Source organism: Streptomyces sp. WAC06614 (assembly GCF_003949795.1).
Taxonomy (GTDB): domain Bacteria; phylum Actinomycetota; class Actinomycetes; order Streptomycetales; family Streptomycetaceae; genus Streptomyces.
On the sequence record NZ_RPRY01000222.1, the window covers coordinates 1 to 11,582 of the forward strand.

The window sequence follows — 11,582 nt, forward strand, 5'->3', positions numbered from 1 at the left end:
CCCCAGGAGGCCACCCCCCGAGGGGCAGGCCGGCGGCGGGACGAGCCCGTGCCGCCCCCGCCCGGCGGCGTGCTGTGGACGCTCTCCGGCGACGTCCGGCAGCTGCTGATGCTGCCCGCCGCCTTCACCCTCCAGGTCGCCCACCCGGCCATCGCCGCGGGCGTCGACACCTACTCGGTGTTCCGGACCGACCCCTGGGGCCGCGGCGAGCGCTCGCTGCGCTCGGTGCAGCTGTGGACGTACGGCGGCAAGGAAGCCGTCGAGGAGGGCCGCCGGGTGCGCCGGCTGCACCGGGACATCCAGGGCACCGACACCCGCGGCCGCCGCTACCACGCCCTCGACCCCGCGTGCTACGCCTGGGTGCACGCCACGGGCTTCCCGATCTACCGCCACGCGGGCCGGTACCTGCTGCGTCCCTTCACCCCCGCCCAGGAACGGCAGCTCTACCAGGAGTGGCTCCAGGTGGGGCGGATCCTCGGCCTGCACGACCGGGACATGCCGCAGACCATCGAGGAGTACTGGCCCTACTACCACCGGATGCTGGCCGAGGAGATCGAGCCCACCGCGGTCGCCCGCGAGCTGGTGGCCACCGACGTCCCGCTGCCCTGCCCGACGGCCGGTTCCCTCCCCGTCCGGCTGCTGCTGCGGCTGACCTGGCCCGTGCTGCGGGTGTGGTTCCTGCGCCTGCGGGCCTTCGTCACCGCCGGCTACATGCCGCCCGAGGCCCGCGCAGCCGTCGGCCTGGAGTGGACCCCGGCGCAGGAGCGCACCCTGCGCCGGTTCAGCGCGGTCGTCCGGGTCCTGGTGCCGCTGCTCCCCGAGCGGCTGCGCTACCTGCCGATCGCGCGCGAGGCCCGGGCACGGTGGCGCGCCGGCACCTGGGACGAGGTACCGGCGCGCCCGTGACCGGACGGTGCGTCAGTGGCCGTGGCCGTGGTCGTGGACCGAGTCGGTCGCCGCGATCTTCTTCCACGACTTCGGCTCCACCAGGTCCTTCTGCTGCGGCGCCGCGAACGAACGCGCCGAGGCGGCCGAGGACTTGGGGGTGGGCGCGGCCGGCTTGCCCGGGGTGTACAGCCAGGTCTCGAACAGCTGGGCCAGCGGCTTGCCCGAGATCTTCTCCGCGTACCGCACGAAGTCGCCCACCTTGGCGTTGCCGTACGCGTGCTCGGTGGGCCAGCCCTTGAGGATCTGGAAGAACTTCTCGTCGCCGATCTCGTTGCGCAGCGCCTGCAGGGCGATGGCACCGCGGTCGTAGACAGCCCCGTGGAACTGGTTCTCCGGGCCCGGGTCACCCGGCTTGACCTGCCAGAACGCATCCTCGGCGGGGCGGATGGACCAGGCCCAGTCGGCGAGCTCCTGGGCGGTGCCCTCGCCCTCCTTCTCCGACCACAGCCACTGCGCGTAGCGGGCGAAGCCCTCGTTGATCCAGATGTCCTTCCAGCCGTCGACGGAGACGCTGTCGCCGTACCACTGGTGGGCCAGCTCGTGCACGACCACCGAGACGTTCGCGCCGTTCGCGAACTGGCGCGGGCTGTAGAACGGCCGGGTCTGCGTCTCCAGGGCGTAGCCGCTGGTCACGTTGGGGACGTAGCCGCCCAGCGCGTTGAAGGGGTAGCGGCCGAAGACCCCCTCCAGCCACTCCGTGACCTCACCGGTGCGCTCGATGCTGGCCCGTGCGGCGCCGGCGTTGTCGCCGAGGTCCTTGCTGTACGCGTTGACGATCGGCAGGCCGTTGGCCGTGGTGTCGGTGGTGATGTCGAACTTGCCGATGGCGAGCGTGGCCAGGTACGTGGCCTGCGGCTTGTTGGACCGCCAGTTGTACCGGGTCCAGCCCAGCCGCGAACTGGTCGACTGGAGCACGCCGTTGCTGATGGCCTGGGTGCCGTCCGGCACGTTCACGGAGACGTCGAACGTCGCCTTGTCCAGCGGGTGGTCGTTGCTGGGGAACCACCAGATGGCCGAATCCGGCTCCTGGGCGGCGACGCCGCCGTCCGGAGTGCGGTGCCAGGCGGACCAGCCGTCGACCTTGAACTCCGAAGGCTTGCCGGCGTACTTGACCACGACCGTCAGCGGCTTGCCCCGCTTGACCGCGGAAGCGGGGGTGATCTCCAGCTCCTGGGTGCCGCTGCGGGCGAACTTGGCCTTGAGGCCGTTGACGCGGACCTCGCTGACCTCCAGGCCGAAGTCCAGGTTGAAGCGGGACAGGTCCTGCCCGGCCGTGGCCAGCAGGGTGGCCGTGCCCTCCAGCAGGTCGGTCTGCGGCTGGTACTGGAGCCGCAGGTCGTAGTGCGAGACGTCGTATCCGCCGTTGCCGCTGGCCGGGTAGTAGGGGTCGCCGATGCCCGGGGCGCCCGGGACCGAGCCCGCCGCGGATGCCGGGATCACCAGCAGCAGGGAGGCGGCGAGCACGGAAGGGGCGATCGCTCTGCGGTACACGCATGCTCCAAGGGGTAGGTGGGGCCGTTCCGTTCGACCGTATTCACCCCTGCGGCCTCGGGTCATGTCCATGGCCCCTGCTGTCACACGATCGCCATTCGGCCGTCATGATCTTGGCCCCGCGGGCGGTTGCGCACCGCCGCCGGCCGGTGGCCGGTGGCCGGGGCGGGGCTGTTCTCCGTACCAAGCAGTCGCTTAGGATCGCGGCATGACGCTTCCGCCGCATGCCGCCCGCCGTGCCTGGCACGCCGCCATCAACCCGCTGCACGCCACCGTCTACTTCTCCCCGGACACCTTCAAGGAGTTCGCCGCCCTCGGCGTGCAGAGCACCACCGCCACCAACCTGGCCGCCCGCTCCGCCGCGATGGGCGCCGTCGGCCCCGGCGTGGTCGCCGCCGCCTTCTACAACTACAGCCACGCACTGCTCTCCCGGCACCTGCCCGCCGTGTGGGAGACCGTCACCCCCGAGCAGGCCGTCGCCGCCCGCTACCGGGCCGCCGACGCCACCCTGCGCCGGCTGCTGGGCGAGGAGGCCGCCACCTCCGCCGCCATGGCCGAGGCCGCCGACCTCGCCCTGCGCGCCACCGAGGGCTGTACCCGGCACGCCCGCCCCCTGTACTCCGCCCACGCCGACCTGCCCGTCCCCACCGAACCGCACCTGCGCCTGTGGCACGCCGCCACCCTGCTGCGCGAACACCGCGGCGACGGGCACGTGGTCGCCCTGCTCCACCTGGAGCTCGACCCCGTCGAGGCCCTGGTCAGCCACAGCGCCACCGGCAAGGGCATGTCCGCCAAGTGGCTCCAGAACACCCGCGGCTGGACCCAGGAGGACCTGGACGGGGCCAAGGAGCGGCTGCGCGGGCGCGGGGTGCTCGACGCCGACGGCGAACTGACCGACGCCGGCCGGGAGCTGCGCGAACGGCTGGAGGCCGAGACCGACCGCCTCGACGCCGCCCCCTACGAGCACCTGGGCGCCGAGGGACTGGCCCGGCTCGCCGAGCTCGGCGGCGGGTTCGTGCTGCGGGCCGTCGGCGCCGGAGCCTTCCCCGCGGACCTCTTCGGCAAGGCCTGACCCGGTCCGGTACGGCCCGTTCCGGCACCGCATGTCCGGTCCTGTCGGCCCCACCTGCCACAATGACAGCCTTCCCGCAGGAGACGAAGGCAGGACCGATCGTGACGACGTCCATCGAAGGCAGGATCGCCGAGGAGCTCGGCGTACGGGAGCGGCAGGTCAAGGCCGCGGTGGAGCTGCTCGACGGCGGCTCCACCGTGCCGTTCATCGCGCGCTACCGCAAGGAAGCCACCGAGATGCTCGACGACGCCCAGCTGCGCACCCTGGAGGAGCGGCTGCGGTATCTGCGCGAGCTGGAGGACCGGCGCGCGGCGATCCTCGACTCCGTACGCGAGCAGGGCAAGCTCGACGCCGAGCTGGAGGCCCGGATCCGGGCGGCCGACACCAAGGCCCGGCTGGAGGACATCTACCTGCCCTTCAAGCCCAAGCGGCGCACGAAGGCGCAGATCGCCCGCGAGGCCGGCCTGCAACCGCTGGCCGACGGCCTGCTCGCCGACCCGTCGGTCGAGCCGGCCGCCGCCGCGGCCGCCTTCGTCGACCCCGACAAGGGCGTCGCCGACCCGGCCGCCGCCCTGGAGGGCGCCCGGGCCATCCTCACCGAGCAGTTCGCCGAGGACGCCGACCTCATCGGCGAACTGCGCGAACGCATGTGGACCCGCGGCCGGCTCGCCGCCAAGGTCCGTGAGGGCAAGGAGGAGGCCGGCGCCAAGTTCGCCGACTACTTCGACTTCGCCGAGCCCTTCACCGCCCTGCCCTCGCACCGGGTCCTCGCCATGCTGCGCGGCGAGAAGGAGGACGTCCTCGACCTCACCCTGGAGCCCGAGGAGCGCGACGCCGGGGCCGCCCCCGGCCCCTCCTCGTACGAGCCGATCATCGCCCACCGCTTCGGCGTCGCCGACCGGGGCCGCCCCGCCGACAAGTGGCTCGCCGACACCGTCCGCTGGGCCTGGCGCACCAAGATCCAGGTCCACCTCGGCATCGACCTGCGGATGCGGCTGCGCGCCGCCGCCGAGGACGAGGCGGTCCGGGTCTTCGCCGCCAACCTGCGCGACCTGCTGCTCGCCGCCCCCGCCGGCACCCGCGCCACCCTCGGCCTCGACCCGGGCTACCGCACCGGCGTGAAGGTCGCCGTGGTCGACGCCACCGGCAAGGTCGTCGCCACCGACGTCATTCACCCGCACGTCCCCGCCAACCGCTGGGACGAGGCCCTCGCCAAGCTGGCCCGGCTCGCCGCCGCCCACCAGGTGGAGCTGGTCGCCATCGGCAACGGCACCGCCTCCCGCGAGACCGACAAGCTCGCCGGCGACCTCATCGCCCGTCACCCGGAGCTGAACCTCACCAAGGTGATGGTCTCCGAGGCCGGCGCCTCCGTGTACTCGGCCTCCGCCTTCGCCTCGCAGGAACTGCCGGACCTGGACGTGTCCCTGCGCGGCGCCGTCTCCATCGCCCGCCGGCTCCAGGACCCCCTCGCCGAACTGGTCAAGATCGACCCGAAGTCCATCGGTGTCGGCCAGTACCAGCACGACCTGTCCGAGGTGAAGCTCTCCCGCTCCCTCGACGCCGTCGTCGAGGACTGCGTCAACGGTGTCGGCGTGGACGTCAACACCGCCTCCGCACCGCTGCTCGCCCGGGTCTCGGGCATCAGCGGCGGACTCGCCGAGAACATCGTGGCCCACCGCGACGCCCACGGCCCCTTCCGCAGCCGCAAGGCCCTCAAGGACGTGCCGAGGCTCGGCCCCAAGGCGTACGAGCAGTGCGCCGGCTTCCTGCGCATCCGCGGCGGCGACGACCCGCTGGACGCCTCCAGCGTGCACCCGGAGGCCTACCCGGTGGTGCGCGCCATGGTGAAGACCTCCGGCGGCGAGGTCGCCGCGCTCATCGGCAACACCGCCGTGCTGCGCTCGCTGCGCCCGCAGGAGTTCGTCACCGAGGCCTTCGGCCTGCCCACCGTCTCCGACATCCTGCGCGAGCTGGAGAAGCCCGGCCGCGACCCGCGACCTGCCTTCAGGACGGCCTCGTTCAAGGAGGGCGTCGAGAAGATCGGCGACCTGGCGGCCGGGATGGTGCTGGAAGGCGTGGTCACCAATGTCGCCGCCTTCGGCGCCTTCGTGGACATCGGCGTCCACCAGGACGGCCTGGTCCACGTCTCGGCGATGTCGAAGACCTTCGTCAAGGACCCGCGCGACGTGGTCAAGCCCGGCGACATCGTCCGGGTGAAGGTCATGGACGTCGACATCCCGCGCAAGCGGATCTCGCTCACCCTGCGCCTGGACGACGAGGCCACCGCCGACCGCCCGTCCGGCGGCGCGCCCCGGCCGCGCCAGGACCGGCAGGACCGCGCCGACCGGGCCGACCGCGGCGACCGCGGCGAGCGCCAGGACCGCGGCGACCGGCGCGGCGGCGGCCGGCCCCCGCAGCAGCGCGGCGGCGGCCAGCGGCGCGGCGACCGCGACGGCGGCTCCGCCCCCGTCAACAGCGCCATGGCCGACGCCCTGCGCCGGGCCGGCCTCACCGGCCCCGAGCGGGGCCGCGGCTGAGACCCGCCGCCCGGACCCCGGCGTCCGGACCCGGGCGTCCGGACCACGGCGTACGGAGCCTTGCGTACGGAGACGCCCCGGCCGTCCGTGACGGCCGGGGCATGGCCGAATAGGGCCCCTGCCTGGGCACCTGTGTTGCCCGGGCAGGGGAACATGGGTAGGCATGGGGGAACGTCCGTTCGCCGACCCGGCCGCGCGGGCGCCTTCCCCGACCCGCTCACCCCCGGGACGTCATGCCGCCGACCGATCACGCCTATTCACGCTGCCCGAGCGAGGGGCCGAAGAGAGAGAACATGCCATTCCGGCCGCCCAGCCTGCGCAGACGGTGTGAGGCCATTCTCGGCCAACTGGACCTGACGCACCCGTTCTCCCTGGACGCCCTGTGCGAGCGGATCGCCGAGCGGCGCGGCCGCCCCATCGTGCTGCACCCGCTGCCCCGGGAAGCCGCCGAGTCCGGCATCTGCGGCCTGTGGCTGGGCACCGCCACGGCCGACTACGTCTTCTACGAGGCCCAGACCACCCCCGTGCACCAGGAGCACATCGTGCTCCACGAGCTGGGCCACATCCTCTTCGACCACAACTCCCTGGAGGGCGAGGAGACCGGCGACGGCACCGCCCCCGTCATCCTCGGGCGCACGAACTACACCACCCGCCAGGAGCAGGAGGCGGAGATGCTGGCCAGCATGATCCGCACCCGCGCCGGCCTCCGGCCCGCCGCCGAGCCCCAGGACACCCTGGCCAAGCTGGAGTCCGCCATGGGCTACCACCCCCGGGGCACCCATGGCTCCTGACCCCTCCGCGACCGGGATCCAGGCCTTCGGCGACGCCCTCGCCGTGCCCAGCGTGGTGTGCCTGTGGATCGCGGTCCTGCTGCGCCTGCCCGCGGCCTGGCGCTCCCCGCAGCAGCGCGGACTGCTGCTGGCCGTCGCCACCGCGGCCGCCGCCATGACCCTCAACCTGCCCGACGTCGTGGCCGCGGCGATGCGCGACCCCGCCCGCTCCCACACCGTCGGCCTGGTCCGCAACCTCGTCGGCGTCCTGTCCGCCGGCGCCGTCCTCTACTTCGTGGCCGCCGCCACCCACGGCCGCTGGCTGCGCCTCGCCTCGGGCGTCACCACCGCCGTCCTGCTGACCGCCCTGCTCACCCTGGACGCCGCCGCGCCCGCCCACGGCACCCACGCCATGCCGCCCGGGGGCGAAGCGGTGCCCTCGCTGCCGTACTGGCTGGTGCTGATCTGCGCCCACCTGCTCGCCAACACCGCCTGCGTGTCCGTCTGCTGGCGCTACGGCCGACGGGCCGACAACCGGGGCCTGGCCGTGAGCCTGCGGCTGTTCGGCCTCGGCACCGCACTGGCCGGGCTGTTCTGGCTGGCGTTCCTGCTCAAGGCGCTGTTCGCCAGCACCTGGGCGATGCCGTACATGCCGCTGCTGATGAACCTGCACGGACTGCTGCGCGCCGCCGCCATCCTCGTGCCCACCCTCTACACCCTGCGCGGCATCCTCTCCGACGCCACCACCGCCTGGCAGCTGTGGCCGCTGTGGCGCGACCTGGTCCAGAGCGTGCCGCACGTGGCCCTGACCCGGCCGCGGTCCTCCCGCCTCGCGGAGCTCCTGTGGCCGCCGGTCCCGCGCAACCTGCTGGTCTACCGCAAGGTCATCGAGACCCGCGACGCCATCCTCGTCCTCGGCGAGTACGTCGCCCCCGGCGTCCCCGAACGCGCCCGCGGCCATGTCACCGAGGCCGGCGTCCCCGGCCCCCGGCGCGAGGCGGCCGCCCTGGCCTGCGTCCTGAAGGAGGCCCGGCGCACCCGGCGCGACGGCCTGCCGCGCCCCGGCTCCGACGCCGCCGACGGCTCCGGCCAGGCCGTCCCGCCCGTCTCCGTCGGCGCACCGGGCGGCGCACTGGACGACGAGAAACGGTTCCTCGTGGCCGTTGCCCAGGCCTATGCCTCCCCGACCACGGACTCCTTCACCCACCCGGAAAGCGACCCCCACCGTTGAGCACCACCGTCCTGATCACCGGAGCCAGCACCGGCCTCGGCGCGGCCTTCGCCCGCGGCTTCGCCGCCAAGGGCTGCGCCCTCGTCCTCGTCGCCCGCGACAAGGACCGCCTCACCTCCGTCGCCGAGGACCTCGGCCGGGAATTCGGCGTGGCCACCGAGGTGCTGCCCGCCGACCTGCTGGACCCGGCCGGCCTCGACACCGTCGCCCGCCGCCTGGCCGACCCCGGTCGCCCGGTGGACGTCCTGGTCAACAACGCCGGCTTCGGCCTGCCCGCCCCGTTCCCGTACAGCCCGGTCGAGGACGAGGAGCGGATGCTCGACCTGCTGGTCAAGGTGCCGCTCCGGCTCACCCACGCCGTCGTCCCGGGCCTGCGCGAGCGGCGCCGCGGCGCCGTCCTCAACGTCTCCTCCGTGGCCGGTCTGCTGCCGACCGGCACCTACGGCGCCGCCAAGGCCTGGGTGACCGCGTTCAGCGAGTCCCTGCGCGTGGACCTGGCGCCGTACGGGGTGCGGGTCCTGGCGGTGGTGCCCGGCTTCACCCGGACCGAGTTCCAGCAGCGCGCCGGCATGGATGTCAGCGCCCTGCGCGACACGGTCTGGCTGCGGCCGGAGGCGGTGGTCGCCCAGGCCCTGAAGGACCTGGCCCTGCGCCGGCCGGTCAGCATCACCGGCTGGCGCTACAAGGCGTACGCCACCGCCGTACGCCACCTCCCGCGCACCCTGGTCGCGCAGAAGATGGCCCGCAAGCGCCGCCCGCCCCAGGCACGGTAGGGCGCCCGGTCGCCGGCCGGCCGGCGACCGCCCCGGTCGGTGTCCGGCCGGGGCGCGTGCCGCCGCGGCGGTGGTCAGACCTCGGTGACCGAACCGTCGGCGACGACCAGCCGCCGATCGGTGCGTACCGCGTCGAGCATCCGCCGGTCGTGCGTGACCAGCAGCAGGGTGCCCTCGTAGGACTCCAGCGCCGACTCCAGCTGCTCGATCGCCGGCAGGTCCAGGTGGTTGGTGGGCTCGTCCAGCACCAGCAGGTTCACCCCGCGGCCCTGGAGCAGCGCCAGGGCCGCCCGGGTCCGCTCGCCGGGGGAGAGGGTGGCCGCGGGCCGCAGCACGTGCGCCGCCTTCAGCCCGAACTTGGCCAGCAGCGTCCGTACGTCGGCCGGTTCGGTCTCCGGTACCGCCGCGCAGAACGCCTCCAGCAGGCTCTCCTCGCCCAGGAACAGCCCGCGGGCCTGGTCCACCTCGCCCACCAGCACGCCCGGACCGAGCGCGGCCGAGCCGGAGTCCAGCGGGAGCCGGCCCAACAGGGCCGCCAGCAGGGTGGACTTGCCCGCGCCGTTGGCCCCGGTGATCGCCACCCGGTCCGCCCAGTCGATCTGCAAGGACACCGGGCCGAACGCGAACCCGCCCCGCTTGACGGCCGCTTCGCGCAACGTGGCCACCACCGCGCCGGAGCGCGGGGCCGCCGCGATCTCCATGCGCAGCTCCCACTCCTTGCGCGGCTCCTCCACCACCTCCAGCCGCTCGATGGCGCGCTGGGTCTGCCGGGCCTTGGCGGCCTGCTTCTCGCTCGTCTCGCCCCGCAGCTTGCGGCTGATCTTGTCGTTGTCGGTGGCCTTGCGGCGGGCGTTGCGCACGCCCTTGTCCATCCAGTTGCGCTGCATCAGGGCGCGGGACTCCAGGGCCGCGCGCTTGTCGGCGTACTCCTCGAACTCCTCGCGGGCGTGGCGGCGGGCCGTGGCGCGCTCCTCCAGGTAGGCGTCGTAGCCGCCGCCGTAGAGGTTGATCTGCTGCTGGGCCAGGTCCAGTTCGAGGACCTTGGTGACGGTGCGGGCGAGGAACTCGCGGTCGTGGCTGATCACCACGGTGCCGGCGCGCAGCCCCCGCACGAAGGACTCCAGCCGCTCCAGCCCGTCCAGGTCCAGGTCGTTGGTCGGCTCGTCCAGCAGGAACACGTCGTAGCGGGACAGCAGCAGCGAGGCCAGGCCGGCCCGGGCGGCCTGCCCGCCGGACAGCGCGGTCATCGGCAGGTCGAGGCCGACGCCCAGCCCCAGCTCGGCGGCCACCTCCTCGGCCCGGTCGTCGAGATCGGCCCCGCCGAGGCCGAGCCACCGGTCGAGCGCCTCCGCGTAGGCGTCGTCCGCGCCGGGGGCGCCGTCGACCAGACCCTGCGTGGCCGCGTCCAGCTCCGCCTGCGCGGCGGCCACCCCGGTCCGCCGCGCCAGGAACTCCCGGACGGACTCGCCGGGCCGCCGCTCCGGCTCCTGCGGCAGGTGGCCGACGGTCGCGGCGGGCGGCGACAGCCGCAGCTCCCCGGTCTCGGGGGTGTCCAGTCCGGCGAGCAGGCGCAGCAGCGTGGACTTGCCGGCGCCGTTCACACCGACGAGTCCGATGACGTCGCCGGGGGCGACGACGAGGTCGAGACCGGCGAAGAGGGTGCGCTCGCCATGGGCGGCGGCGAGGTCCTTGGCGACGAGGGTGGCAGTCATGATGGCCCGATCCTAGCCGTGGCCGGGGCGGTGGCAGAAAAGGTGGGACGCCCGTCATTGCGGACGCCGGGAGGGGGCCGGAGGATGGAGCCATGCCCGTGGGAGAAGTGCTCGTCGTGCTGTACGACGGGGTGCAGAGCCTGGACGTGTCCGGCCCGGTCGAGGTGTTCGCCGGGGCGACGCGCGTGGTCGGCCCGGAGGCCGGCTACCGGGTCCGCACCGCGTCGCCCGGCGGGACCCCGGTCCGCACGAGCACCGTGCTGACGCTGGTCGCCGACGAGGACCTGGCCGGCGTCGTGCCCGGTGCGGACACCACCGTGCTGGTGCCCGGCGGGCAGGAGCGCGGCGACTTCTCACCGGTCCTGACCAGGTGGCTGCGCACGTACGGGGGTCGAGCGGGCCGCCTGGTCTCGGTGTGCACCGGAGGCCTGCTGCTGGCCGAGGCCGGGTTCCTCGACGGGCGGCGGGCCACCACGCACTGGGCCTCGTGCGCCCGGATGGCCCGGGAGTACCCCGCGGTACGGGTGGAACCCGAGCCGATCTACGTCCGGGACGGGCCGGTGTCCACCAGCGCCGGCGTGACGGCCGGGATCGACCTGGCGCTGGCGCTCGTGGAGGAGGACCTGGGACGGGAGGTGGCGCTGACCGTGGCCCGGCACCTGGTGGTGTTCCTGCGCAGGCCCGGCAACCAGGCGCAGTTCAGCGCCCAGCTCGCGGCGCAGACCGCGGTGCGGGAGCCGCTGCGGGACGTGCAGCAGTGGATCACGGAGCATCCCGGGGCGGACCTCAGCGTGGAGGCCCTGGCGGCGCGGGCACGGCTGTCGCCGCGGCACTTCGCCCGGGCCTTCCGGGCGGAGACGGGGGTGACGCCGGGCCGGTACGTGGAGCGGGTCCGGGTGGAGCACGCCCGGCGGCTGCTGGAGGACACCGCGGAGGGCATGGCCCAGATATCCCGGGCCTGCGGCTACGGCACCCCCGAGGCCCTCCGCCGCGCCTTCGTGAAGTCCCTGGGCCAGCCCCCCTCGGAATACCGCCGCCGCTTCAGCCC

At 74.1% G+C, this 11,582-nt stretch carries 9 protein-coding genes; 7 read left to right on the top strand and 2 right to left on the bottom strand.

From position 1 onward, the window contains the following. Positions 1-48 precede the first annotated feature (48 nt). Positions 49-906: an oxygenase MpaB family protein gene (locus EF918_RS24900; protein WP_125650673.1), complete on the top strand. Its 858-nt coding sequence runs from the start codon at positions 49-51 to the stop codon at positions 904-906. Between the two features lie 12 nt (positions 907-918). Here EF918_RS24900 and EF918_RS24905 read toward each other — a convergent pair whose 3' ends face one another. Continuing rightward, the gene (locus EF918_RS24905) at positions 919-2,439 is read right to left on the bottom strand and encodes a M1 family metallopeptidase (RefSeq protein WP_125650676.1); all 1,521 of its coding nucleotides are present in this window, start codon (positions 2,437-2,439) and stop codon (positions 919-921) included. Between the two features lie 208 nt (positions 2,440-2,647). Here EF918_RS24905 and EF918_RS24910 point away from each other — a divergent pair, with 208 nt between their 5' ends. The 5 genes from EF918_RS24910 (at position 2,648) to EF918_RS24930 (ending at position 8,822) form a co-directional block, all read left to right on the top strand. Further along, the gene (locus EF918_RS24910) at positions 2,648-3,511 is read left to right on the top strand and encodes a hypothetical protein (protein ID WP_125650678.1); all 864 of its coding nucleotides are present in this window, start codon (positions 2,648-2,650) and stop codon (positions 3,509-3,511) included. A 101-nt stretch (positions 3,512-3,612) separates the two neighbouring features. Continuing rightward, positions 3,613-6,048 carry a Tex family protein gene (locus EF918_RS24915; protein ID WP_125650680.1) on the top strand — a complete coding sequence of 812 codons (2,436 nt, stop codon included), beginning with the start codon at positions 3,613-3,615 and terminating at the stop codon, positions 6,046-6,048. Between the two features lie 293 nt (positions 6,049-6,341). Then, positions 6,342-6,839: a hypothetical protein gene (locus EF918_RS24920; protein ID WP_125650682.1), complete on the top strand. Its 498-nt coding sequence runs from the start codon at positions 6,342-6,344 to the stop codon at positions 6,837-6,839. Then, a complete protein-coding gene (locus tag EF918_RS24925; RefSeq protein ID WP_125650684.1) occupies positions 6,829-8,049 on the top strand; it encodes an MAB_1171c family putative transporter in 1,221 nt (406 codons plus the stop codon). The genes EF918_RS24920 and EF918_RS24925 overlap by 11 nt, the downstream gene beginning before the upstream one ends. Further along, a complete protein-coding gene (locus EF918_RS24930) occupies positions 8,046-8,822 on the top strand; it encodes an SDR family oxidoreductase (protein WP_125650686.1) in 777 nt (258 codons plus the stop codon). Before EF918_RS24925 ends, EF918_RS24930 begins: the two co-directional genes overlap by 4 nt. A 74-nt stretch (positions 8,823-8,896) precedes the next feature. Here the strand turns inward: EF918_RS24930 and EF918_RS24935 are convergent, their stop codons facing one another. After that, entirely contained in the window at positions 8,897-10,534 is a 1,638-nt protein-coding gene (locus EF918_RS24935) for an ABC-F family ATP-binding cassette domain-containing protein (protein WP_125650688.1), read from the bottom strand. Positions 10,535-10,626: 92 nt separating this feature from the next. On the opposite strand from EF918_RS24935, the gene EF918_RS24940 reads away from it, so the two are divergent. Then, on the top strand, positions 10,627-11,582 hold a 956-nt coding region (locus EF918_RS24940), incomplete at its 3' end, for a GlxA family transcriptional regulator (RefSeq protein WP_185921907.1).

Bases quoted from the DNA above. Each gene is read 5' to 3' on its own strand.
- EF918_RS24910 (WP_125650678.1), top strand. From the start codon at position 2,648: ATGACGCTTCCGCCGCATGCCGCCCGCCGTGCCTGGCACGCCGCCATC.
- EF918_RS24920 (WP_125650682.1), top strand. From the start codon at position 6,342: ATGCCATTCCGGCCGCCCAGCCTGCGCAGACGGTGTGAGGCCATTCTC.
- EF918_RS24925 (WP_125650684.1), top strand. From the start codon at position 6,829: ATGGCTCCTGACCCCTCCGCGACCGGGATCCAGGCCTTCGGCGACGCC.
- EF918_RS24935 (WP_125650688.1), bottom strand. From the start codon at position 10,534: ATGACTGCCACCCTCGTCGCCAAGGACCTCGCCGCCGCCCATGGCGAG.